The organism is Onishia niordana, from assembly GCF_004798965.1.
GTDB classification, from domain to species: Bacteria; Pseudomonadota; Gammaproteobacteria; order Pseudomonadales; family Halomonadaceae; genus Onishia; species Onishia niordana.
Window position 1 is genome coordinate 52053 of sequence record NZ_SDSD01000005.1, and the last position, 25344, is coordinate 77396.

The following is a 25344-nucleotide window of genomic DNA, read 5'->3' on the forward strand; positions in this document are numbered from 1 at the left end:
ACCATGAACAAGTTTGTCCGTCAGCAGGGCCTGGTGGCACCGCTCGATCGAGCCAATGTCGATACCGACCTGATCATTCCCAAGCAGTTTCTGAAGTCCATCAAGCGCACCGGCTTTGGCGTGAACCTGTTTGACGCCCTGCGCTATATGGATGAAGGGTATCCGGGCCAGGACGTGTCAACGCGTCCGCTCAATCCCGATTTCGTGCTTAATCAGCCGCGGTATGAGGGGGCCAGCGTGTTGCTGACCCGTCGCAATTTTGGCTGCGGAAGCTCACGGGAGCACGCCCCCTGGGCGCTTGAGGATTTCGGCTTTCGCGTGGTCATTGCGCCGAGCTTCGCCGACATCTTCTACAACAATGCCTTCAAGAACGGCATTTTGCTGGTGACGCTTGAAGAGGACGTGATCGAGCGGTTGTTTCAGGAAGTGGAAGCCAATGAAGGCTACCGGCTGGACGTCGATCTCGAAAACCAGCGCGTCACCACGCCGTCAGGCGAGATCCTCGAGTTCGACGTCGACGCCTTCCGCAAGCATTGCCTGCTCAACGGCCTCGACGACATTGGCATTACGCTGCAGGACGAAGAGGCGATTCGTGAGTTCGAAGCCAAGCATCGGGCCGCTCGACCCTGGTTGTTTCGTGAGACGGCCAAGGCGGCCACGTCCTGACGCAGCGTTTTAACGCGTAGGCCGACATTTGGCCCATCAAGGGCCAGCTTTCCAGCCGCAACGCTGGACACCAAAGAAGAGGGATGCCCGTAAGGGCAGATGCGCAGGGAAGCGCCATCTTTCTAGTCGTCAGCCAAGGGTAAACTGGCTGGCGGTTGATTCATCATCGAACCATCGGGTCCGCGAAGCGGGCCCTTTTGCCAAGAGAGCCACAGCACATGAGCCGCAAGATTCTCGTTCTGCCGGGTGACGGCATCGGCCCGGAAATCACCGCTGAGGCGGTCAAGGTCCTCAAGGCTTGTCAGGCCGCGGGTCTGGACGTCGATATCGAAGAAGGTCTGGTGGGTGGTGCGGGTTATGATGCCCACGGCGAGCCGCTGCCGGCGGTTACCCTCGATCAGGCGCGGGGTGCCGACGCCATCCTGCTCGGCGCCGTGGGCGGGCCGAAGTGGGACAAGATCGAGGACATCAGCAAGCGCCCGGAAAAGGGCCTGCTTGGCTTGCGCAAGGAGCTGTCGCTGTTCGGCAACCTGCGCCCGGCGCTACTCTATCCGCAGCTTGCGGAGGCCTCGAGCCTCAAGCCTGAGGTGGTGTCAGGTCTCGATATCATGATCGTGCGCGAGCTCACCGGTGGCATCTACTTCGGTCAGCCGCGCGGCATCGAAGAGCGCGACGGCCAGCGGGTCGGCTTTAATACCTATGTCTACTCGGAGAGCGAAATCGAGCGTATCGGTCGCGTGGCCTTCGAGATGGCGGCCAAGCGTGGCGGCAAGCTGTGCAGCGTCGACAAGGCCAATGTACTCGAGGCGACGATGCTGTGGCGTGAGGTCATGGAACGCCTGGCGCCTGAGTATCCGCAGGTCGAGCTTTCGCACATGTACGTCGATAACGCCGCCATGCAGCTGGTACGTGCGCCCAAGCAGTTCGATGTGATCGTCACCGGTAACATGTTCGGCGATATCCTGTCGGATGCTGCCGCCATGCTGACGGGGTCGATTGGCATGTTGCCCTCGGCCTCGCTGAATGCCGACGGTCAGGGCATGTATGAGCCCTGTCATGGCAGTGCGCCGGATATCGCCGGTCAGGGCGTCGCCAATCCCCTGGCGACCATTCTCTCGGTCGCGATGATGCTGCGCTATTCACTCAACGAGGCGGTGCTTGCCGAGCGTATCGAAGCCGCGGTGGGCCAGGTGCTTGATGACGGATTGCGCACCGCCGATATCGCCTATCCCGGTACGCGTCAGGTCTCAACCGGTGAGATGGGTGATGCTGTGCTGGCGGCTTTCGAAGCCAGGTAATGCCCGTCTTCTTGCTGCAAGGTACTTGAAAAGAGCGTGAAGCCGCCCCTGTCTGCGCGAGACGGGCGGCTTGTGTATACTAGTTGCCCCATTATTTTGAGGAGGACGTCACATGTTGACAGTCGGTTTCGTAGGTTGGCGTGGCATGGTGGGCTCCGTGCTCATGCAGCGTATGCAGGAAGACAATGAGTTCGCAGGCATTGAGCCGGTGTTCTTCACCACTTCCCAGGTCGGTCAGCCAGGGCCTAATGTCGGCGTTGATGTGCCCCCGCTCAAGGATGCGTTTGATCTTGACGCGCTCAAGGCACTGGATGTGGTCGTCACCTGCCAGGGCGGCGACTATACCGAAAAGGTCTACAAGGACCTGCGCCAGAGCGGCTGGAAGGGCTACTGGGTCGATGCGGCCAGTACCCTGCGCATGGCAGATGACGCCACCATCGTGCTGGACCCGGTCAATCGCGACGTCATCGACGCCCAGCTGGCCCGTGGCATCAAGACCTTCACCGGCGGTAACTGCACGGTCAGCCTGATGCTGATGGGGCTTGGCGGCCTTTTTGAGGCCAACATGATCGAGTGGATGACCTCGATGACCTATCAAGCGGCCTCAGGTTCCGGCGCCAAGCACATGCGCGAGTTGCTCAACCAGATGGGCAGCCTGCGGGACAGCGTGGCCAGCGAGCTTGCGGATCCGGCAAGCGCGATTCTCGATATCGATCGCAAGGTCACCGAGACCATGCGTGGCGGGAGCTTCCCCACCGATAACTTCGGGGCGCCACTGGCCGGTAGCCTGCTGCCCTGGATCGACAAGCCGATGGAAAACGGTCAAAGCAAGGAAGAGTGGAAGGGCGGCGTCGAGTCCAACAAGATTCTCGGTCTCGACAACAACCCGATTCCCATCGATGGCCTTTGTGTGCGCATCGGTGCCATGCGCTCTCACAGCCAGGCCTTTACCATCAAGCTCAAGCAGGACGTGCCGATCGACGAGATCGAAGATCGCCTGGCCAAGCACAACGAGTGGGTGCGCGTCATCGCCAATGACAAGGATGCCACCATCGATGGTCTGACGCCGGCTGCCGCCACCGGTACCTTGAATGTGCCCGTGGGTCGCCTGCGCAAGATGGCCATGGGCGGCGAGTATCTGTCTGCCTTCTCGGTCGGTGATCAGCTGCTTTGGGGTGCCGCCGAGCCACTCAAGCGTATGTTGAAGATTCTGCGCGAGCAGTAATCGGCGTCGCTGCCTCGTATCCAGCGCCTCCCTATCGGGAGGCGTTTTTATTGCGGGCTGATCAAGTTGGTTACGCTTTGTATTAAGACGTTCTGTATCTTTTGGCGGATGTATGAAGGGTGTGCCTAAGCGTTGAATTGAGACGTCGCTTTGCTTTACATGAATCTCCCGGCTAGCCGGAAGTGTAGGTAGAATAAGTCTTAAATTCGATCATTAGGCTGTCGTGGCTCACACTTTTTTCTGAAACATCTGATGTGCGAGTACGTTGCCTCCGACACCTGAGAGGCCCATCGCCCCATGAAGCGCAAGTTTTCTCTGGTCATCTTGATGTCGCTGTCTGCACTGAGCCTACCGGCCTGGTCGCTGGGCGTGGGCGAAGCGCAAGTCGAGTCTGCGCTGGGTGCGCCACTTGAAGCGACGATCCCGCTGACGGATACGCAAGGGCTGGAACCGCGAGGGCTTACGGTCAGCCTGGCTGATGCTGAGAGCTACCGGCGCGCCGGCCTGGAGCGCAGTCTGTTGCTCGATGCCGTGAGTCTCTCGGTTGTGCCGGAATCGGGAAGACTGTCGATCCGGTTGAGCTCCGAACCCGCTGTGAATGCTCCCTACCTCGATCTGTTGCTGGAGATTGATGGGCCTGATGGTCGTCAGCAGCGCCAGGTAACACTGCTTTTCGACCCGCCCGGTTTCGGTTCTCAGCCGGCAGATAGCCCTCAGCAAGCTAGCGCGCGTCAAGCCGAGCCTTCTCAGGCCTCCATGGCATCTCGCGAGCGGGCCACCGGCTACGTCGACTCCGGCGAAACCCTGTGGAGCGTCGCCAAGCGGCTTCGCCCGGATGCCGATATATCGATATCGCAAATGATGCTGGCGCTGCTGGATGCTAACCCTAATGCGTTTCCGGGTGGCAACATTAACCGACTGCGAGCCGGCTATGTGCTGGAGGTACCCACTCAAGAGAAAATAACGTCGCGGTCAGCTGATGAGGCCTGGCAACGGGTCCAAGCGCATAATCGCGCCTTTGACCGTGGCGAGCCGGTGTCTGGTGTGGGGGCATCGACAGGGCGTACGTCAGGCTCTGATGCGGTTCAAGCGCCCGAGCAAATGGCTGATATTGTATCTGGCGGCCCTGATGCCACTCAGCCAGAGGCCTCTGGCTCATCTGTTTCGTTAGACGGGGCGCAGCGTTCTGCGCTTACCAGCGAGGGCGGCCAGCCGTCTTCCTCTGCCTCCTCTACTTCCGATGCTCGCCCGGCTGATCAGCCCGATGCTCAGTCAGATACTCAGTCAGATACTCCGCGCCTGACCTTGCTGACGGATGCTGAGGTAGAGTCGGAAGCCAATGCCGGTGCCGTTGATTCGCTATCAAGTGAGCAGGCCGAACGTCTCAATCGCCTGGAGGCGCAGCTTTCGCAGAGCCAGCAGTCCCTGGCTGAAATTCGTGCCGAGCGCGATAGTGCCGAGGCTGAGTTGGCGGCAATGCGTGAAGAGGTCGCCGATATGCGTGACACGCTTGAAACGCTTGCAAAAGCCCAATCCTCTAGTGTCGCGCAGACCCAAGGTGAGTCGGCAAGCAACAGTGCCGTTGAGCGTTATTTGATGCCGTTATGGACCGCTATCGCTCAGGCGGGTCGAGCTCTTTCCGCTCAGCTGGCGGCGGCTGGGCTGGCGCTTCTCTTGGCACTGTGGTGGTGGCTGCGTCGGCGCCGAGCAGCCGATGAGGATAATACGACTGACAACGCGCCGGCTGTCACCGGTGCTCAACGCGATGCGGAATCGACGGAAAAGCCGCGCGGCAAATCGGCTCGCTTTGCTCCTGATGTAAGAGATGCCTTTATGCCCAAGGCGGAGGCGGTCAGTGAGGCGGACATCTTTATCGCCTATGGTCGCTACGACAAAGCGCGAGCGATACTCGAAGAACGTCTCGATGCCGAACCCGACCGCCATGACCTGCGACTCAAGCTGGTCAAGGTGCTGGTCGAGCAGGGGCTTTGGCAGGAGGCGCACATGGAAGCCGCGCGCCTGGCCTTAGATGACGACCCTGGCCGTCAGGCAGAGCTTGAACGCCTCCTGGCCCGTGCGCGGGGTGTGTCGTCTCCAGCTGAGCCGGAGACGGAGGCTCATAGCGGCGCTCAAGGAGGTGGGGTTGGCGAATCCGAGCCGCAGCCATCGTCCCAGGCGTCGCCAAGCGACGAGGCGGATACAGTACCCGAGATGGCACTAGAGCCGGTTGAGTCGACACTGATGTTTCGACCACCGCTGGAGCGCGAGCCGGTCGCCTTTGATGGTAAGCATCATCATGCCGAGCCGTCCTGGCAAAAAGGCAAGGAGGTGGACCCAGAGCAGATCCGAGAGGCGCTTCGCGAGCTTTCGACCAGCCAACAGAATGTGTCTGGTGATGATGACGTCTCGGGCGTCGCCTCGCATTCAGCTGGCCAGCCTCCGCGTGTCGAGCAGAATGCCAGCATCGAAGGAAATGAACAGGAGGCGGCCAGTAAGCCGGTCGGCGCTGCCGAGAGAGAGAGCGAGTCGTCTAAGTCGACGCGCGACCATGTGATCGATTATCACCCGCCGACCCTGGAGCTGGAAACCGCGCCACCCGAAGAAGCGCCCATGCAACCGAGTGTGGAATTTCCTCAGCCACAGGTATCTGCCCCAGCTGATGGGGAAGCGTCTGTTGATACCCAGGCGCCGACGTCAGGTGAGCAAGATATCCCCGCTCTCGGTGAAGATGCAGGGAGTAATCTCGCTGACTTGATGCGTGAGCCCGACGAGCGGGCGCCTGGCTCGGCGTATGGCGTCAACGAAGAGGAGTGGGACATCGAGGAGGTGGCTTTCGAGCCGCTCCATCTGGATAATGACCAGCCTGTCGACTCCCCGGCGTTGACGCGGTCGCTGGTTGGCGAGGCTGAAGAGCACCTCGAGCAGGGCAATCATGCCAAGGCGCAGGATAAGCTCGCCCGTGCGTTGGACGAAGGGGATAGCGAGACCCGCGAACAGGCCAAGCGCCTGATCGCTCAGCACAACTTATGATGAGCCGATGCCCCTTTTTGAGACCCTTGATGAAAAGTCACCCCTGACTGGCCGCTTGGCCATGGGGGTTGAGTATGATGGCAGCCACTATAGTGGCTGGCAGCGCCTGAAGCATGCCTCCTCGGTACAGGGGGCGCTTGAGAAAGCGATGTCTCATATCGCCAATGCACCCGTGAATGTGCACTGTAGTGGACGAACCGATAGTGGCGTGCACGCCACTCGTCAGATCGTTCATTTTGACTCCCCTGTGCCGCGCTCCGAGAAGGCCTGGGTGTTCGGCACCAATGCCAAGCTGCCGCGAGATATCGCCGTGCACTGGGTCAAGCCGGTGCCGGACGATTTTCATGCCCGTTTTCTGGCACTCGCCAGGCGCTACCGCTATGTCATTCTCAATCAACCCAGTCGCCCGGTATTGGAGCGTGCCAATGCCACCTGGTGTCGTGATCCTCTGGACGTGCCGGCCATGCATGAAGCGGCTCAGGCGCTGGTGGGTGAGAAGGACTTTTCGAGTTTTCGTGCCGCGGGCTGTCAGTCCAAGACGACGCGGCGCCACCTGCACTTCATCGAGGTGCATCGCCATGGCTCGCTGGTCGTGATTGACGTCCAGGCCAACGCCTTCCTGCACCACATGATTCGCAATATTGCCGGCACGCTTATTGCGGTGGGCCGCGGCGAGAAAGGGCGGGATTACCCGGCGCAGCTTATGGCCATGAAAGATCGCACTCAGGGCAGCGTCACGGCCCCGGGCTGTGGCCTGCATTTTGTCGATTCGATCTATGATGATGTCTATGAGCTACCGCGCGAGCCGCTGGGGCCGAACCTCTTGGCGTTTCTCGGTGAATGGACGGGCGAGCGCGAGTTGCCAGACTGTCCGCTGGTCGATTTTCGCCGTACCCGTCCGACCAAGGCCTCGGTGCCTCCGGGCTTCGTCGAAGCGGGTAAGCCGACCTGATGAGACGGTCGTCCAGGAAGGGGCATCCAGAAGGGAACGTCATGAAAGCCGCTGAGCCTAAAAGAGGCCTACCATGCAGCGCACGCGCGTAAAGATCTGTGGTCTCACTCGTGAGGAAGACATCGATGCAGCGGTTGCCGCGGGGACTGATGCGCTGGGGTTCGTGCTATGGCCGGGCAGCAAGCGCGCCATCGGCCTTGATCGTCTGGCCGAGCTGACGGCGCGGGTGCCGGCCTTCGTGACGCGCGTCGGTCTTGTCGTCGATCAGGAAGCGGCGTTCATCGAGGCGGCCTGTGAGCATCTCGATTTACTGCAGTTCCATGGCGATGAGACGCCGGATAGTTGCGACGGCTACTCTCGGCCCTATATCAAGGCGCTGCGCATGCGTGAAGGGGTCGATCTCGAGGCAATGGCGAGTGCCTATGGCACGGCCCGAGCCCTGTTGCTGGATGCGTATAAGCCTGGGGTTCCCGGCGGGACCGGCGAGACCTTCGACTGGTCCCGAATCCCCGCAAGCCTGGCAAAACCTGTTATTCTGGCGGGAGGTTTGCATGCGGCAAATGTTCAGCAAGCCATCCGTGCAGTTGGCCCCTTTGCCGTCGATGTTTCCGGTGGTGTGGAAGCCTCGCCTGGCATCAAGTCGGCGGCCAAGTTAGATGATTTCCTGCACCATGTTTTTACGACTTATCCATCCAAGTTCCAGTGACCCTGTGAGGTGTCTTTCGTGACCAAGTTCAGCGACCTGACCCGCATGCCGGATGCACGAGGCCATTTCGGCGCCTACGGCGGCCGGTTCGTCTCGGAAACGTTGAGCTTCGCCCTGGAGGAGTTGGAAGAGACCTACGCGGCTCTTCGCGATGACCCCGATTTCCAGGCCGAATTCGACCATGATCTGGCCCATTACGTTGGCCGTCCTTCGCCGCTTTACCATGCCGAGCGCTGGTCAAGGGAGCTCGGTGGGGCACAGATCTGGCTGAAGCGCGAGGACCTGAACCACACCGGTGCTCACAAGGTGAACAACACCATCGGTCAGGCCCTGCTCGCCAAGAAAAGTGGCAAGCCGCGGGTCATCGCCGAGACCGGCGCCGGTCAACACGGTGTGGCAACCGCTACCGTGGCGGCTCGCCTGGGGCTCGAGTGTGCCATCTACATGGGGGCGGAAGACGTTCAGCGTCAGAAACTCAATGTCTATCGGATGCAGCTACTGGGCGCCAAGGTGATTCCGGTCGAGTCCGGCTCGCGCACGCTCAAGGATGCCATGAACGAGGCACTGCGAGACTGGGTCACCAACGTCGACAATACCTTCTACATCATCGGTACTGTCGCGGGGCCGCATCCCTATCCAATGCTGGTGCGCGATTTCAACGCCGTGGCAGGCCGCGAGGCTCGGGAGCAGTCCCTCAAGCAGATCGGTCGCCTGCCGGATGCACTGATCGCCTGCGTCGGCGGCGGCTCCAACGCTCTGGGACTCTTCTATCCCTTCGTCGAAGATGAGGATGTCGCCATGTACGGTGTCGAAGCTGGTGGCGATGGCGTCGAGACAGGCCGGCATGCGGCACCGCTGGCCGGCAACGCGCCGCGCGGTGTACTGCACGGCAACCGCACTTACCTGATGTCCGATGAAGGTGGTCAGGTCTCCGAGACCCATTCCATTTCGGCGGGGCTCGATTACCCGGGTGTGGGACCAGAGCATGCCCTCTGGAAAGATGTTGGACGCGTCAACTATGTGGCGGCCAATGACAAGGAGGTGCTCGAGGCATTCCGCGAGCTCACTCATGTCGAGGGCATCATGCCGGCACTCGAATCGGCTCATGCGCTGGCCTATGCCAAGGTGCTGGCGCCGACCATGCGGCCTGACCAGCATATCGTCATCAATCTCTCAGGGCGTGGTGACAAGGATATCCTCACCGTCGCCAAGCTTGACGGCATCGAGATCTAAACGTGGACCGCGACCAGGACAAGGGTATGAATCGAATCGATCAACGCTTCGCCACGCTCAAGGCGCAGGGCCGCACGGCCCTGATACCGTATCTCACTGCCGGTGATCCCGCACCTCAATACACCGTGGGCTTCATGCATGCCCTGGTCGAGGCCGGGGCAGATATCATTGAACTCGGTGTGCCGTTCTCCGACCCCATGGCCGATGGCCCGGTCATCCAGAAAGCTTGTGAGCGGGCGCTCAAGCATGGCACCCGTCTTTCTCACCTTTTCGCCATGGTGCGTGAGTTCCGCAGCCAGGATACCGATACGCCGGTGGTGCTGATGGGCTACTTGAACCCCATCGAGCGCATGGGGTACGAGGCGTTTGCCGATCAGGCAAGCGAGGCCGGCGTCGATGGTGTTCTGACCGTCGACATGCCGCCAGAAGAAGCGGATGAATTTGGCCCTGTGTTGAAGGCGCGTGGCCTGCAGTCGATCTTTCTGGTGGCCCCTACCACCTCGGATGCCCGCGCCGGTACAATCAGCGCCCATGGCGAAGGCTATCTGTATTATGTCTCGCTCAAGGGCGTGACCGGTGCCGCGACGCTGAATGTGGAAGAAATCGATGAGCACCTGGCGCCGCTCCGTAAACTCTCCGACTTGCCGCTATGCGTAGGCTTCGGGATCCGCGATGGCGCAACAGCCGCTGCGGTGGGCAAGGTCGCTGAGGGTGTCATCGTTGGCAGCGTGCTGGTCGGGCAGATCGCCGCCTGCGTCGATGACCCGGCAGCCATTGCCCCGCGCCTCAAGGATATTATGGGCGAAATGCGCCAGGCGCTGGACGCCTGATGCCGGTGAATCCCGGCATTGCGCAGCTCGCACGCTGCGTCATTTGAATCAACATCGGCCCGGTCGTGCCGGGCCCCGGATGATGGAAACCTTCTGATATGAGCTGGCTAGACAAGATCGTGCCCTCCATGGGGCGCATTCAGCGCAATGACCGACGCACGAGTGTACCCGACGGTTTGTGGCGCAAGTGCCCCAAGTGCGAAGGGGTGCTTTACCTCCCCGAGCTGGATAAGCACCAGAGCGTCTGTCCCAAGTGCGACCATCATCTGCGCTTAACGGCGCGTAAGCGCCTCGACTGGTTCCTCGATCAAGATGACCGGGAAGAGATCCAGACCGACCTGCAGCCCGTGGACCGGCTCAAGTTTCGTGACTCCAAAAAGTACAAGGATCGTCTCGCGGCGGCTCAGAAGAGCACCAACGAGAACGATGCCCTGATTGCCATGCGTGGCCAGCTGGATGGCATACCGCTGGTCGCCGTGGCTTTCGAATTTAGCTTCATGGGGGGCTCCATGGGGGCCGTGGTGGGCGAGAAATTCGTGCAGGCCGCGACCCGCTCTCTCGAAGAAGGCATTCCGCTGGTGTGCTTCGCCGCCTCCGGTGGCGCTCGCATGCAGGAAGCCCTGTTCTCGCTGATGCAGATGGCCAAGACCTCTGCGGCACTTGAGAAACTGAAACAGGCAGGTATTCCCTATATTTCGGTGCTCACTGACCCAGTCTACGGCGGAGTTTCAGCGTCTCTTGCCATGCTTGGCGATCTTAATGTGGCCGAGCCCAATGCCCTGATCGGTTTCGCGGGCCCGCGGGTTATCGAACAGACGGTTCGCGAGAAATTGCCCGAAGGTTTTCAACGCAGCGAGTTCTTGCTGGAACACGGTACCGTCGACATGATCGTGCACCGTCAAGAGATGCGTGATCGGCTCGGCGGAGTGTTGCGCAAGCTGACGCATCAGCCGATTTCCGGTCCGCCGGAAAACGCAGAGCCGGATCTGGTCGACGAGGCTCAAGGCTCGGAAACACCAGAGACCGACGACGTCAACCGTGAGGCCTGACATCAGCCGTCATGAGCAAAGCTAAGCCATCATCACCGCAGGCCTTTGCAAGCCAGCCCTCGACGCTTGATGGCTGGCTTGAGCGTCTCGAACGCCAGCATCCGGTAAGCATCGACCTTGGCCTCGAGCGAGTGGCCAAGGTCGCTTCGCGTCTGGGACTTGCGCCAACGCCTCAGGCAGGTCGCCTGGCGGGTAGGGTCATTACCGTTGCCGGCACCAATGGGAAAGGCTCAACGGTCTCCATGCTTGAAGCCTTGGCACTCTCTCATGGGCTGACGACCGGCACCTACACCTCTCCGCACTTGTTGCGTTACAACGAGCGCCTGAAGCTGGACGGGGAAGAGGCCAGCGATGCGATCCTGATCGAGGGCTTCGCCCGCGTAGAGGCAGCGCGGCTTGAGGGTGAGCCGATCAGCCTGACCTACTTCGAAGCCGGTACTCTGGCAGGGCTCTGGGCCATTGGCCAGCGCCAGCCCGATATCGCCATCCTGGAAGTCGGGCTGGGGGGAAGACTGGATGCCGTCAACGTCATCGATGCCGATGTCGGGGTGGTCACCACCGTGGCCCAAGACCATGCGGCCTTTCTGGGCAACGACTTAGAGGGGATTGGTCGCGAGAAGGCCGGTATCCTGCGGGCCGAGCGCCCAGCCGTGTTGGGAAGCGAGTCCTTGCCGGCAAGCGTCTACCAAGTGGCGACAAGCCTTGAGTGTCGCGTGCATCGCCTGGCACACGAGTTCTCGCGAAGCGCTGGCGCCTCGGGATGGGCTTGGCAAGGGCGTGATGACAAACATGAGCCGTTTGTGTTGGACGCACTGCCAGATCCTGGTCTGCCGCTCGACAATGCCGCAACCGCGCTTCAGGCATTGGCGCTTTCGGGTGTGACACTCGAGCCAGCCGCCTGTCGCCGTGCCTTCAGTGACGTCACGCTTGCCGGACGCATGCAGTGGCGAGACAACTGGTGTCTGGATGTAGGACATAACCCGCATGCCGCCGCCTACCTTGCCGACCGGCTCACCGCCAGGCCATACACCGGGCGTCGCGTGGCGCTACTAGGCATGTTGAGCGACAAGGATGCCGAGGGCGTTGTCTCGGCTCTTGCCGGTGTCATCGATGCCTGGGTGCCGGTGACGCTTGGCGGCGAGCGGGCTAGGCCGGCCGGCGACCTTGCTGACCTGATTCGCGCTCGTGGCGGCGATGTGCTGACACTCGCCGACTCCCCGGCAGACGGGGCAGCGTGGCTCGAGGGGAGCATTACGGCCGAGGATGAGGTGCTGGTGTGTGGTTCCTTCTTTACCGTGGCAGAGGTGCTGGCGCGCTGGTCATCGCCAGCACTCGATGTGTCACGGCCACAGTAGCCAGTGGCCCGCCAGGAAGGCGAGCCGGGGAGGGTGAATGAAGTACGGAATGCGTGAAAGAGTTAGCGGCGCAGTCATCCTGCTCGCTTTGGCGGTTATCTTCTTGCCGATGCTGTTTGATGATCCGGTGTCCCGGGACGAAAGACCCCAGCCGATGCTCAGCATCGAGGCGCCATTGGAGGTTGAAAGAGTGGCAGTCGATGAGCCTCAGCCGCCCAGTCGTCTTGATGAGACATCGAATGAGGCGTCTACCCAGGTGGAGCGCCAGCAAGATAGCGCGTCCAGTGAGGCTGAAGCGGTCAAGCCAAATGGCAATGCTGATAAGCCTGTCGTCGATGTGCCCTCCGTTGCATCAGACGAGCAGGAGGAAACGGCGCGTGAGACGGCAGAGGCCTCAGAGGCCTCTCAAGAATCCGCGCCTCAGGCGCAGGCCGATGCCAGTCAGCCGGAGCAGGCCGATCCGATCGCCGATCTGGCCAGGGCCGCGGAGGAAAAGCGGGCCGCTACCGGTGAATGGTCGGTGCAGGCCGGAAGCTTCGGTGAGCCCGGCAATGCCGAGCGCTTGGAGGAAAAGCTCGAGTCGCAGGGCTTCAATGCCTATCGCCGGCCTCGAGGTAACGACTTGACTGCCGTCTACGTTGGCCCGTTCGCCAGCGCCGAGGAAGGCGAGCGCGCCCGCAGTGAGCTCAAGGCCAAGGCGAATCTCCAGGGGCTTGTGGTGAGGATGTCACCATGACGCTTACGTGGATCGACTGGATATTCCTTGCGGTGCTGGGTGTCACCATGCTGGCCGGTTTCATGCGAGGCCTGGTCCAGGAAGGCCTAGGACTCGTTACCTGGGTGCTGGCGCTGATGGCGGCAAGGTTCTTCGCCGAACCCGTGGCGGACATGCTGGCCGGACTGATTGACAGTGATGATGGTCGGCTGGTGTTGGCCTTTGTGCTGGTGATTTTGGTGGTCATCATGCTTGGCGGTATGGTCATTCGCCTGCTGCATGCCGCCGTTGAGTGGGTGGGCATGGGCTTTTTCAACCGGATCGCCGGTGCCGTGTTCGGCACCCTCAAGGGGGCAGTGATCCTGGTGCTGGCGACGCTGCTGATCGGCTTCACCCCGCTTGAGCAGCTCAGCGCCTGGCAGAATGCCGAGGTGCGGCCCACGTTTGAGCGTCTGGAAAGCTGGGCGCTTGATCGTGTCGCCGCCTGGGAGCGTCAGGATCCGGAACGTGCCGAGCAGCTGCGTTCTTTATCGCTGCCGGACATATTGGGGCAGGATGCCCCGTCGAGCGACACCGCTCCCTCGCGCGAGGATGGCGCACCCTGAATCCGATTTTTCATGGCGTCGGCCCCGTTCGGCGTCGAAGCACCATTGCAAGCGAGGTAAGCCGGAATGTGCGGTATCGTAGGCCTAATGGCCAATCAGGCGGTCAACCAGGCGTTGTATGACGCGCTGACGGTTCTTCAGCATCGTGGGCAGGATGCTGCGGGGATGATGACCTGGAACGAAGGGCGCTTTCTGCTGCGCAAGAGCAATGGCCTGGTACGTGATGTCTTCCATACCCGCCATATGCGCCGCCTCAAAGGCAATCTGGGGATTGGCCATGTCCGCTATCCGACCGCTGGGTCTTCCAGTGAAGCGGAGTCGCAGCCGTTCTATGTCAATTCGCCCTACGGCATTTCGCTTGCGCATAACGGCAACCTGACCAATTCCGATCAGCTCAAGCAAGAACTGTTCTCGAGCGATCTTCGTCATATTAACACCAGTTCCGACTCCGAAGTGCTGCTCAACGTCTTTGCCCACGAGCTTGGCAAGCAGGGCCTGAGCATGGGCCCCGAGGATATCTTCGATGCCGTGCGCCGTGTGCATCGTCGCTGCAACGGTGGCTACGCGGCCGTGGCCATCATCAACGGCTATGGCATGGTGGCCTTCCGTGATCCTCATGGTATCCGCCCGGTGGTCTTCGGGACGCGTCAGGAAGCAGGGCGCCAGGAGGTGATGATCGCCTCGGAATCGGTGGCGTTGGACGTGGGGGGCTTTGAGCTTCACCGTGACCTGGCGCCGGGGGAGGCGATCTTCGTCGACCTCGACGGCAATATCCATACCCAGTCGTGTGCCGATAATCCCACGCTTGCCCCCTGCATATTCGAGCATGTCTACCTGGCGCGTCCGGACTCGCTTCTCGACGGCGCTTATGTCTATGGCACCCGCATGCAGATGGGGCGCAAGCTGGGTGATCGCATTCGCAAGGAATGGCCGGATTACGACATCGATGTGGTGATTCCGATTCCCGATACCTCACGGACCTCGGCGCTGGAGCTCGCCCAGCACCTGGGGGTGACGTACCGTGAAGGTTTCATGAAGAATCGCTATATCGGGCGTACCTTCATCATGCCGGGGCAGACCCTGCGCAAGAAGTCCGTACGTCAGAAGCTCAATGCGATTGATGTCGAGTTCAAGGGTAAAAACGTGCTGCTGGTGGATGACTCCATCGTGCGCGGCACCACCTGCAACGAAATCATCCAGATGGCCCGCGAGGCCGGTGCCAACAAGGTCTACTTCGCGTCTGCCGCGCCGCCCGTGCGTTATCCGAACGTCTATGGCATCGACATGCCGTCGGCCGAGGAATTGATCGCCCATGGCCGCACCGAGAGCGAGGTGGGCGATCTTATCGGAGCCGACCGCATGATCTATCAGGACCTCGAAGACCTGAAGACCGCCTGTCGCGAGATCAATCCGGCGCTCGAGGAGTTTGACTGCTCGGTCTTCGATGGTCGCTACATCACCGGCGATATTGACGAGACCTACCTGAATAACCTGCAGGCTTCGCGCAACGACTCTGCCAAGGATCACAGCGCCGGTGACCATGCCTTGGTCGGCATGCATAACCAGGATGATGATCTGGACGACGAATTCGCTTGAAGGGAGACGGCATGAACGACGAAAGCGGCTTTGAGGCTTGGCACGACTGGGCGCTGGACACCCAGGCGATCCGTGCCGGCCATGCACGTACGGCAGAGCAAGAGCATGGCGAGCCGATCTTCCCGACGTCTAGCTTTGTTTATGGCAGTGCCGCCGAGGCAGCCCGTAAGTTTGGTGGCGAAGAACCAGGCAATATTTATTCCCGTTTCACCAACCCCACGGTAAGAACCTTCGAAAAACGCCTGGCGGCGATGGAAGGAGGGGAGCGTTGTGTCGCCACCAGCTCCGGCATGGCGGCCATCCTGTCGACGGTACTTGGGTTACTCGAGGCAGGCGATGAGATCGTCGCGTCGCGCTCGCTATTCGGCTCCACGGTCAGCTTGTTCGACAAGTACCTCGCCAAGTTCGGTATCGTGACGCACTATGTTGAACTGTCGAATCTCGAGGCGTGGGAGGCGGCGATGACGTCGCGCACCAGGCTTCTTTTTGCCGAGACGCCGTCGAATCCGTTGTCCGAAGTGGTGGATATCCCGGCACTTGCCGAGATCGCCCATCGTCATGAGGCCCTGCTTGCCATCGATAACTGCTTCCTGACACCGGCACTGCAGCGCCCGCTGGCACTGGGGGCCGACCTGGTGATCCACTCGGCGACCAAGTATCTGGATGGTCAAGGGCGTGCGCTTGGTGGGGCGGTCGTCGGCCGCGACCAGGAGCTCGAGGCGCTCTACGGCGTCGTGAGAACCTGTGGGCCCTGCATGAGCCCGTTCAACGCCTGGGTGTTCCTCAAGGGATTGGAAACGCTCAGCCTGCGCATGCGAGCCCATTGTGACAATGCGCTGGTGCTTGCACGTTTCCTCGAATCGCATCCGGCGGTGATCAAGGTCCATTACAGCGGTCTTGAGAGCCATCCGCAGCATCAACTGGCGGCAGATCAGCAGCGCGGCTTCGGTGGCGTGCTGGGGTTTGAAGTCGAAGGGGGACGCGACGCCGCCTGGTCGGTCATCGATTCCACTCGTATTCTGTCGATCACCGGCAACCTGGGCGACGTCAAATCGACCATCGGCCACCCTGCCACCACGACTCACGGTCGTCTCTCGGCGGAGCAGAAAGAGTCTGCCGGCATCGCTGAAGGGTTGGTACGGATCTCCGTGGGGCTCGAGGATATCGAGGACATCAAGGATGATCTTGTTCGTGGACTCGATTCATTGATGAGCTAGCGTCGGCATCACCTGCCCCCGATGACGCCACGCTTGTGAACTGCACCCCGAAAGTTGGACACCACATCCAACCTTCGGGGTGTTTCTACGAGTAACCTGCACAGCAACCATTGATAGAAACTGCATGAAGCGTTCACTTTTTTGCGCTGTTTAAGCCGGTAACGATGAGTATGATCGAATGTATGCTGTAAACAGAGGTCATATGAGCTGATAGCCAGTTATGACGTACTAAGTGCCAGGAGGGCAGATGAATGTGGTGTAACACGCGTCGAGGTTGGGGCATCGTGAGTATCGTACTGCACTGGTTGAGTGCCGTGGCGATCATCGGCCTTTTTGCTCTCGGCTGGTGGATGACCGATCTTGGTTACTATGACAGCTGGTATAACTTGGCCCCCTGGTGGCATCGCTCGGTCGGTTTGCTGTTGTTCGCCGCCACGTTACTACGTCTGATCTGGCGAGTCCTCAATCCCACGCCCGCCGTGCCTGGCTCAAGGTTTGAACGCCTTGGCGCCGCACTTGGCCACGTGGGGCTCTATGTGCTGCTGCTTGTCATACTCGCCAGCGGTTATCTAATTTCAACGGCTGATGGCCGTGGCATCAGTGTGTTTGACTGGTTTGAGGTGTCCGCGGTGCTCAGTGATCTGCCCCAACAGGCGACTATTGCCGGCACCATTCATTGGTATGGCGCTCTATGCTTGATGGGCCTCGCTACCCTCCACATGTTGGCCGCATTCAAGCATCACTTCATTAGCCGGCATGATGTCTTGGCTCGTATGTTGAACCCGCGCTTTTCTCGCAAGTCGTGATGGCATGTCATGCCATCACGTTAGCCCCAACTTGTCTGACGTCGCCAAGGCGGCGCCTTATCGAGCGTTAACCCAAGAAGGAGTGAATATAATGTTGAAGAAGACAACACTGGCCGCCCTAACCGCTGCCGCCCTGGTACCTGTGAGTCAGGCGCAAGCTGCCGATTATGTGATCGATACCGAGGGTCAGCATGCCTTCGTTCAATTCAAGATCAGCCACTTGGGATTCTCCTACATCTTGGGTTCCTTCGAGGAATTTAGCGGCGAGTTCAGCTACGATCCCGAAAACCTGGCAGCATCTTCAGTGTCCATGGAAGTCGATATCGACAGCCTCAACACCAATCACGCCGAGCGTGACAAGCACATCCTGAGTGAGGACTTCCTGAACGCCGGGGAATATCCGACCGCAACCTTTACGTCCAGCGGTTTTGAATCCACCGGTGAGGGTGAAGGCGTGTTGACTGGCGAGTTGAGCCTGCATGGCCAGACACAGGAGATCGAGATGGACGTCGAGCATGTCGGCGGTGGCGAAGATCCCTGGGGTAACTATCGTCAAGGGTTCGAGGGCACAACGACCCTGACGCTCGCCGACTATGATATCGACATGAGCAGCATGCCAGAGTCAATGCAGGAGCTTGAACTCTACGTGACGTTTGAAGGCATTCGCCAGTAAGGCAAGTCCGTCACGGGCGGCAATCAAAACACCATCGGGCTACCGGTGGTGTTTTTTTATGCAAGAGCATAACGCTCTTAGAATGAGGGTCCCTGAGAGACAACAGAAACCGGCCAACGAGGTTGGCCGGTGAGCGAGTTCCTTTCGCTCTTCGTTTTCTGGTGCATGCTTATCCCTGCATTCCTTGTGGTGTCATGTTCTGACGACGTGGCCAGGGGCCTTAAAAGACGTCGTTGAGCACCGCATCAGGGAAGTGACGGCGCAGTATCCGGTTCTGGAAGCCGTCCACGAAGCGACTATTAATGATAATGATGAAACGCTCAAAGGAACGGTTTGAGTCCTGCTGAGTCATGGCATCGACGCTATGGAAGAGTCGGTCATCATGAATATGCAGGACCTCGCCGGGAGCGGTGACGTGCTCAAGCAACGACTGCTTGCCTGTCTTGTCGGCAAACAGACGGTTGGTGGCTCCCTCGACGTTGTCGCGGTTGATGACCAGGATACTCAGAAACTTGCAGCCGTCTGCATGGATGCCCTGGCCTTGCAGGGGGTCGATCATTCCCTTGCCGCGGCTACCGGTGATCTGCATCAGGATCGGCTCCCGCTGACCAATGCCCCAAAGTTCGGCCCAGGATTTGACGAACGTCTTGACATCCTGGCGGGCCATGAAGGCCTCTTCGAGGGCTGGATAGTAGCGCAGTTTATCCGCCATGCTCTCCGCATCGTTGAAGGCGCCGCCCTGCGCCATCGGGCAGTCGCCCATCACTTCCACTTGATCGTTCTCATTGATGTTCAACCATGACATTCGCTTCCAGCGACGGTTGACGTAGGGGTCTCTGGGCAGCGATGGCAGATAGCTTTTCCAAGCCTCCAGATTAATCTTGTGCGAGACATCGGACAGACTCCAGCCTTGGCGAGAGAGTTCCTGAATGACGCGGGGTTCCCAGTAGGAGGGGGTGGCTGGCTGGGCGACGGTAGAGAGGTCGTAACCGTGCTTAAGGCTTTCATTTTTCATGATCTCATCCTCTTGGATAGCGCCGCCGAAATTGGCGGCACACAAAGGTTGCTACAAAAGCAACCCCTCAAGAGTTGAGATACTTGGTCAGGAAAGCCAATCAAATGGAGGAAATTATCGATCTTCGAAATAACTAGCTTCTGATAAATAGACTAAGCTATGTGTCGTGGTACCTTTAATCCTTCAGCATGGAATGCACCAGGAAGGAGTGCCGTATGTAGAACGGCTGTATTTTTGCCGCACTCTGCTGTGGGCTTGCTTCGAGCAGAGTTGTGTGGCGTCCGATGATGAACTGGGAGACACCCCTTTGCCTTTTGGTTTTCGGATTATATCGAAAGCACTAAAGCGACTAGACACCCGGCGTCACGCCAAGACGGTCATTTTTTCTGGTCTGGCCGGGTTGATCACCTTGCTCAGCGTTGCCTTGAACGCCCCAGATGCCGTCCAGATTGGCAGTACCTTACTGCTTTGTGCGGTACTTTACGTTTGTTTGAGGCGTCTTAATCTGGATCAAGTGGCAGCCATGTCGGGTGCTGGCAACCTTGAGAAAGTTCAGCGCCACTATTCTGAAAGCGAGCAGCGCTTCCAAGCCCTGCTGGAAAGCCTCCCCAAGGTAGCCGTACAGGGTTACGACCGTGACCGGCGAGTCATCTACTGGAACTCGGCGAGTACCGAGCTCTACGGCTATACCGCTGATGAGGCGTATGGTCAGCTACTTGAGGACTTGATTATTCCTGCCGAGATGCGCTTCGGGGTCATCGGGGCGCATCGTGCCTGGATGCAAGAAGGCATTGAGATTCCGGCCGGGGAAATAGAGCTCAAGCGAAAGGGGGGAGAATCTGTTTCGGTGTTTTCCCATCACGTGATGCTTGGCGAGCATACCGATGCACCATTGATGTTTTGTGTCGACGTGGATTTATCTGACCAAAAGCAGGCGCGTCGAGATCTGGACTTCATCACTCGGTTCGACTCGCTCACGATGCTTCCCAATCGCTCGACGTTCGCCGCTCAACTGGATGAGTGTCTGGAACAAGCCGGGCGGTTGGGAGAAGTCGTTGCCGTGGTGTTCGCCGATATTAGGGGCTTTGGCGAAATCAATGATGCTGAGGGATACGAACGTGGTGACCGTCTGCTGGTAGAAGTCGCGCATCGGCTGCGGGGCTGTCAGCGAAGCTCAGATCTGTTGTCGCGGTTTGGGGGCGATGAATTCGTGATGGCCTTCCCGCATCTGGAGTCTGACCACAACGCACTGCCGTTGGTCAAGAAGGTGCTCGCCGCCTTCGATGAGCCATTCGATATAGGCCTAGGAGAGTTGCATGTCGGCTTGAAGCTCGGCATTAGTCTTTATCCGAACAATGGCCGCAGTGCACAAGAGCTGATCCAGCATGCCGATGTAGCCAAGAACCGGGCCAAGGTGGCCACTGGTCAAGCCCACTGGTTTTTCGATAAGCGCCTGCATGATGAGCTGGTTCATGAATACCGTACGGTCGAGCGGTTGCAGAGAGCGCTGCGTGAAGGTGAGCTGAGATTGCACTATCAGCCTCAGGTGGCAGCCAACAGTGGTCGAGTAGAGAATCTCGAGGCTTTAATACGCTGGTTCCCCAGCGAGGGCGGCAGTGTGCCACCCTCTGAGTTTATCCCTTTGGCCGAGCGCTCGAACCTGATCTATCGCATTGGCGATTGGGTCATCCATGAGGCCTGCCGTCAGCAGGCGGAGTGGCGGAAAGAAGGGTTAGGCGACTGCCGAATTGATATCAACCTATCCGGCAAGCAAGTGATTCAGCATGATGTCTTCGCTTACCTCGAGACTTGCATGGAGCAGTTTGGCCTAACGACGCGAGAGATCGGTATCGAACTCACCGAAAATGTGTTGATCAACGCCGATCAGCGTGTACTCAGCACGTTGCGTCGGCTTTATCACCGAGGCATGAAAATCAGTATCGATGATTTCGGTACCGGCTATTCATCCCTGAGTTATCTCAAGCAATTTCCGATTACGGCGTTGAAGATCGATCGCAGTTTCGTCCGTGATGCCCCAGAGGAGCCCAGTGATCGCGCTATCATGGCGGCCATGGTCTTTATCGGCCATCAATTGGGGCTTGAGGTCATCGCCGAGGGCGTCGAAACCGAAGAACAGCTCGAGCTGGTTCGTGAGTTCGGTTGCGATATGGTGCAAGGCTATTACTACTTCAAACCGATGAGTGCTGGCGATATCGGGCGCCTGCAGCGATCGCTGCAGGCGGTACGCGGGCAACTCCCTCAAGACTGATCCCCTAGCGTTCACCATCAGCCGGGCCTGCGTGGCGATGCCAGGGCGCGTACAATATTGCCTCTTTGCACAGTCGTCTGGAGGCAATGTGCCCGAATCGGATGCAATGAACGCGTCGCTGGGGTGCCGTCTATGGCGTCAGACCTGGCCGATGGCCATCGGCGTGATGGCCTTGTTGGGCTTCCAGTTGGTGGACAGTGCCTTCATCGCCCGGCTGGGCACAGCACCGCTGGCGGCGCAGACGTTTACCTTTCCGCTGTCTTTTCTGGTCATCGGCGTTCAAGTGGGCCTGGGAATCGCTATCGCCGCCCAGCTTTCGCGTGTGCTGGGCGCGGGTGAACGCGCTCGAGCCAGGCGCCTGGGGAGCTTGGTGATGGTGGTCGCGGGCAGTGTGATTGCACTGCTCGTGCTCTTGTTGTGGGTCTTTCAGAGCCGCTTGTTTTCCTTGCTTGGCGCCGAGACCACTAGTCTGCCTTTGATTCGCGCCTATTGGGGGCCACAGCTGCTATCGGCCTGGCTGGGGGCAGTGTTGTATTTTGGCTATAGCCTTTTTCGGGCTCATGGCGATACTCGCTTGCCGGGCAAGCTGATGGTGGTGACCAGTTTGATCAACCTGGCACTCGACCCGCTGCTGATCTTCGGTGTTGGTGACTGGAAAGGTCTGGGTCTGCCTGGTGCGGCCTGGGCCACCGTGCTTGCCTTTGCCTGCGGTTTGGCCATGCTGGTTGGACGGCTCGCCCATCATGACTGGCTGTCTTCGTCGGGTTTATTGGCAGAAGCGCATCGCTCGGCACCAGGCTTCGCCAGTATTGCCGCGCCGGCGATGGTCAGCCAGCTAATGCCACCCTTAGCCGCGATGCTTTCTACACGTATCGTTGCCACTCTCGGTGAAACCAGCGTCGCGGCTTGGGGGCTTGCGAGTCGCCTGGAAACGGTAGCGCTGATGCTGGTATTAGCACTGACCATGTCGCTGCCACCCTGGTTGGGGCGCTGTCATGGTGCCGGCGATGGGGAGACCATTCGCCGCCTGATGCGGTTGGCGGCGAGGGTCGTCCTCGGCTGGCAGCTGACGCTAGGCATCGTGCTGGCCCTGGCGGCTCCCTGGCTTGCGCTCTTGCTGTCGGGCAGCCCCGAGGTCCGCGATGAACTGGCGCTGTTGATTCGCTTCCTGCTGCCGAGCTATGCCCTGCTGGGACTGTGCATGGTGGTCGTGTCGGCCGGCAATGCGTTGGGCTGGCCGTTTGGCGCGATGCTGATGTCGGGCGTTCGCCTGTTCGTCTGTTATCTGCCTTGCCTGTGGTTGGGCAGTCAGTGGTCGGGGATGACGGGGCTGGCCATCGGGGCTGCGCTTGGTAATGTCCTGGCCGGCACGCTCGCCTGGTGGTTGTATCGATATCGGCGCCCGCTGTCTGAGGTGAAGTAAAAACGACGCATCCAGATGCTTTTTTCAGGTTAATAGTTTGGCTATATGGCTATAATTTGGCTTATATAGCTTCATGTTAAGCCTTATTCAGAATATCTTCTTTACTCCTTCCCTTATACTTATGCCTTTCCATTGGCGTTCCTGGTGGTTATTCGTTCACCGCCAAGCACGGGCATGGGCGAAAGATTCCAGATACAGCAACAAGAAGGGGAGAGGCAATGAAGGTCGTCGTTCTCGGCAGCGGTGTAGTGGGTGTGACCAGTGCGTATTACCTGGCGCGTCAGGGCCATGACGTCACGGTCATCGACCGCCAGGCGTCTCCGGCCATGGAGACCAGTTACGGTAACGCGGGTCAGGTCTCGTTCGGCTTTTCCTCGCCATGGGCGGCTCCCGGCATTCCTCAGAAGGCCATGAAGTGGATGTTCCAGGAGCATGCGCCGCTCAAGGTCCAGCCCAAGCCCGATCCCACCATGGCGCGCTTCATGATGCAGATGTTCAACAATTGCACGCCCGAGCGTTATGCCATCAACAAGGAACGCATGGTCCGTATCGCCGAGTACAGTCGCGGCTGCATCAACGCGCTGCGCGAGGATACTGGCATTCGCTACGAGGATCGTCAGAAGGGATTATTGCAGCTGTTCCGCCACGACAGCCAGGTAGAGGCGGTCGGCAAGGACATGCAGGTTCTCGAGCAGTGCGGGGTGCGCCATAGGCTTCTTGATGCCGAGGAGATCAAAGGGGTCGAGCCGGCGCTCGCCCGAGTACCGGGCAAGTTCGTGGGCGGGCTGCACCTGCCCGACGACCAGACCGGAGACTGCCATCTCTTCACCAACCGCCTGGCCGACTACTGCCGCGAGCGCCTCGGCGTGACCTTCCGCTTCGGGGTGACCATCGAACGCCTTAAGCGTAGCGCGGGACGCATCGAGTCGGTGGTCACAAGCGCAGGCGAGATCAATGCCGATGCCTATGTGGTCTGCATGGGCAGCTTCTCCAAGTTCCTGGTCAAGGACCTGGACATTCGCCTGCCGATCTACCCGGTCAAGGGCTACAGCCTGACGGTACCCGTCAGCGACGATGGCGGAGCGCCTCAGTCCACGGTGATGGACGAGAGCTACAAGGTGGCGATCTCGCGTTTCGACGATCGCATCCGGGTCGGTGGAACGGCGGAGCTTGCCTCCTACGACATGAGCCTGCTGGAGAAGCGTCGTGCCACCATCAGCATGGTGGTGAAGGATGTGTTCCCGGAGGGCGGCGACGTCAAGCGGGCAGAATTCTGGACCGGCCTTCGCCCGATGACGCCAGATTCCACACCCATTATTGGCGCCACCAAGTATGACAACCTGTGGCTCAATACCGGCCATGGCACCTTGGGCTGGACCATGAGCTGCGGCAGCGCCCACTTGCTGGCCGACCTGATCGGGGGCCGCCGGCCTGAGATCGATCCGAAGGACCTGGACGTGTCTCGCTACGCGCGCTGAAGAACTGTCTACTCGCTTACGCCCCACCTTCTGCTATCGGCAGTCGGGGTGTCTTTGTTTGGGGACAGTGTAACTATCTGATAATGAATGCTTTTTTATATGTGCCTCAGGTGCGTTGGTGACATGCAACAGATCATGCCTGGTTTTCAGTCGGGTAAGGGTTTGAAATAGACATTGACCTTCTTCATCTAGTTGATATTGATGATTTTTCCTTGAATTTGGCACGCTGCTCGCAATACCTATTACGTGGTCTCGCCATGACGGCGCGGCCCAGCAAGTGAGGTCGCCTGAGGCAGGGACATGCCTTGTGAAGGATGGCTAAGTGGCTTGGGATAGGCCGGCGTCAGGCGACATACGACAGGTAGTCGAGTCGCCCAGGAGCAGGATGAATAGACACCTCGCTTGCTCAAGGACGTGGCCGGCCCAAGGACGGGCCTCGGCGACCCGTGCAGAGGCCCGGTCTCTATGCCACAACCAAGGTCTGCAGCCGACGCGGTGCATCAAACCAGGAGGATCTATGAAACTGAAGACACTCAGCATGAGCATTGCCTTTGCCATCGCTGGCCTGAGCGCCAACGTCGCGATGGCCGATCTTAATGCGCAGACTGATACCTCAGCAGAGGCCGGCGTATCTTCGGGTACTGCCGATAGCAGTTCAGTCGGCCTTTCAACCAATGCAGAGACCGACGCTGGTGTTTCTGTCCAGGGTGGAGAGGCTGGTGAGAATGCCTCAATGAGTGGCAATGCCAGCATGAATTCTCAGCCCGATGCCGGAAGCCGCACCGGCACTACTAGCGATCAAGCGGCCAGCGAGCTCGAAGGTGCCTCTGACAAAGCCGAACAAGCGTATCAGCGCGGAACAGACAAAGCTGCGACGAGCGTGGAATCGGCAACCGACACAGCGGGTGATGCCCTCGATACGTCGGCCGGTGCCACCGGCAGTGCCGCTGGCGAAGTGAGCGATAGCCTGGGTGGCGATACCGCCGGCCAGACCGGTGTTTCCACGCAAACCGACACCACTGGGAGTGTGACGACTCAGTAAGTCAGGACGTCGTCTCGATAGTGGGTCGGCGCTGAAGAGACCCGGGGCGAGAGCGCATGATGGCTCTCGCCCCATTTCGTATGTCCGCAGGAAAAGGGGAGTTCACGGCGGAGTGATGCCCGTAACGCAAGACGCCCGGCGAATGCCGGGCGACGTCATGC

The 25344-nt window shown here is 59.6% G+C and carries 21 protein-coding genes; 20 read left to right on the top strand and 1 reads right to left on the bottom strand.

The window, feature by feature from the left end:
• Window positions 1-3 precede the first annotated feature (3 nt).
• The 16 genes from leuD (at window position 4) to ETC27_RS10710 (ending at window position 17956) form a co-directional block, all read left to right on the top strand.
• Window positions 4-666: a 3-isopropylmalate dehydratase small subunit gene (gene leuD / locus ETC27_RS10635; protein ID WP_136254980.1), complete on the top strand. Its 663-nt coding sequence runs from the start codon at window positions 4-6 to the stop codon at window positions 664-666.
• Window positions 667-884: 218 nt separating this feature from the next.
• Window positions 885-1964, top strand: coding sequence for a 3-isopropylmalate dehydrogenase (gene leuB / locus ETC27_RS10640; RefSeq protein WP_136254981.1), 1080 nt, complete (start codon window positions 885-887; stop codon window positions 1962-1964).
• 112 nt (window positions 1965-2076) lie between these two features.
• The gene (gene asd / locus ETC27_RS10645) at window positions 2077-3189 is read left to right on the top strand and encodes an aspartate-semialdehyde dehydrogenase (protein WP_136254982.1); all 1113 of its coding nucleotides are present in this window, start codon (window positions 2077-2079) and stop codon (window positions 3187-3189) included.
• Between the two features lie 297 nt (window positions 3190-3486).
• Window positions 3487-6219, top strand: coding sequence for a type IV pilus assembly protein FimV (locus ETC27_RS10650; protein WP_136254983.1), 2733 nt, complete (start codon window positions 3487-3489; stop codon window positions 6217-6219).
• A gap of 7 nt (window positions 6220-6226) precedes the next feature.
• On the top strand, window positions 6227-7171 hold the full coding sequence (truA, locus tag ETC27_RS10655; RefSeq protein ID WP_136254984.1) for a tRNA pseudouridine(38-40) synthase TruA: 945 nt from the start codon (window positions 6227-6229) through the stop codon (window positions 7169-7171).
• Window positions 7172-7244: 73 nt separating this feature from the next.
• On the top strand, window positions 7245-7877 hold the full coding sequence (locus tag ETC27_RS10660) for a phosphoribosylanthranilate isomerase (RefSeq protein ID WP_136254985.1): 633 nt from the start codon (window positions 7245-7247) through the stop codon (window positions 7875-7877).
• 45 nt (window positions 7878-7922) lie between these two features.
• The gene (gene trpB, locus ETC27_RS10665; RefSeq protein ID WP_136255188.1) at window positions 7923-9110 is read left to right on the top strand and encodes a tryptophan synthase subunit beta; all 1188 of its coding nucleotides are present in this window, start codon (window positions 7923-7925) and stop codon (window positions 9108-9110) included.
• A 26-nt stretch (window positions 9111-9136) separates the two neighbouring features.
• Window positions 9137-9940 carry a tryptophan synthase subunit alpha gene (gene trpA / locus ETC27_RS10670; RefSeq protein ID WP_136254986.1) on the top strand — a complete coding sequence of 268 codons (804 nt, stop codon included), beginning with the start codon at window positions 9137-9139 and terminating at the stop codon, window positions 9938-9940.
• Window positions 9941-10038: 98 nt separating this feature from the next.
• Window positions 10039-10989 (top strand): acetyl-CoA carboxylase, carboxyltransferase subunit beta, encoded by a 951-nt coding sequence (gene accD / locus ETC27_RS10675; RefSeq protein WP_136254987.1) that lies wholly within the window; start codon window positions 10039-10041, stop codon window positions 10987-10989.
• A gap of 11 nt (window positions 10990-11000) precedes the next feature.
• On the top strand, window positions 11001-12344 hold the full coding sequence (gene folC / locus ETC27_RS10680; RefSeq protein ID WP_136254988.1) for a bifunctional tetrahydrofolate synthase/dihydrofolate synthase: 1344 nt from the start codon (window positions 11001-11003) through the stop codon (window positions 12342-12344).
• Between the two features lie 49 nt (window positions 12345-12393).
• Complete coding sequence (locus tag ETC27_RS10685) at window positions 12394-13080, top strand: SPOR domain-containing protein (RefSeq protein WP_240724880.1); 687 nt, start codon at window positions 12394-12396, stop codon at window positions 13078-13080.
• Window positions 13077-13664, top strand: coding sequence for a CvpA family protein (locus tag ETC27_RS10690; protein ID WP_136254990.1), 588 nt, complete (start codon window positions 13077-13079; stop codon window positions 13662-13664). The genes ETC27_RS10685 and ETC27_RS10690 overlap by 4 nt, the downstream gene beginning before the upstream one ends.
• A gap of 66 nt (window positions 13665-13730) precedes the next feature.
• Window positions 13731-15260 (top strand): amidophosphoribosyltransferase, encoded by a 1530-nt coding sequence (purF, locus tag ETC27_RS10695; RefSeq protein WP_136254991.1) that lies wholly within the window; start codon window positions 13731-13733, stop codon window positions 15258-15260.
• 11 nt (window positions 15261-15271) lie between these two features.
• Window positions 15272-16477 (top strand): O-succinylhomoserine sulfhydrylase, encoded by a 1206-nt coding sequence (locus tag ETC27_RS10700; RefSeq protein WP_136254992.1) that lies wholly within the window; start codon window positions 15272-15274, stop codon window positions 16475-16477.
• 251 nt (window positions 16478-16728) lie between these two features.
• On the top strand, window positions 16729-17283 hold the full coding sequence (locus ETC27_RS10705) for a cytochrome b (protein WP_136254993.1): 555 nt from the start codon (window positions 16729-16731) through the stop codon (window positions 17281-17283).
• A gap of 91 nt (window positions 17284-17374) precedes the next feature.
• Window positions 17375-17956: a YceI family protein gene (locus tag ETC27_RS10710; RefSeq protein ID WP_136254994.1), complete on the top strand. Its 582-nt coding sequence runs from the start codon at window positions 17375-17377 to the stop codon at window positions 17954-17956.
• Window positions 17957-18176: 220 nt separating this feature from the next.
• Here ETC27_RS10710 and ETC27_RS10715 read toward each other — a convergent pair whose 3' ends face one another.
• On the bottom strand, window positions 18177-18971 hold the full coding sequence (locus tag ETC27_RS10715; protein WP_136254995.1) for a 2OG-Fe dioxygenase family protein: 795 nt from the start codon (window positions 18969-18971) through the stop codon (window positions 18177-18179).
• 523 nt (window positions 18972-19494) lie between these two features.
• On the opposite strand from ETC27_RS10715, the gene ETC27_RS10720 reads away from it, so the two are divergent.
• The 4 genes from ETC27_RS10720 (at window position 19495) to ETC27_RS10735 (ending at window position 25183) form a co-directional block, all read left to right on the top strand.
• Window positions 19495-21240, top strand: a complete 1746-nt coding sequence (locus tag ETC27_RS10720) for a putative bifunctional diguanylate cyclase/phosphodiesterase (protein ID WP_136254996.1) — start codon at window positions 19495-19497, stop codon at window positions 21238-21240.
• Window positions 21241-21346: 106 nt separating this feature from the next.
• Window positions 21347-22663: an MATE family efflux transporter gene (locus tag ETC27_RS10725; protein ID WP_136255189.1), complete on the top strand. Its 1317-nt coding sequence runs from the start codon at window positions 21347-21349 to the stop codon at window positions 22661-22663.
• Between the two features lie 218 nt (window positions 22664-22881).
• Window positions 22882-24141 (top strand): D-amino acid dehydrogenase, encoded by a 1260-nt coding sequence (locus tag ETC27_RS10730; RefSeq protein WP_136254997.1) that lies wholly within the window; start codon window positions 22882-22884, stop codon window positions 24139-24141.
• A 517-nt stretch (window positions 24142-24658) separates the two neighbouring features.
• Window positions 24659-25183, top strand: coding sequence for a hypothetical protein (locus ETC27_RS10735; protein ID WP_136254998.1), 525 nt, complete (start codon window positions 24659-24661; stop codon window positions 25181-25183).
• Window positions 25184-25344 lie beyond the last annotated feature (161 nt).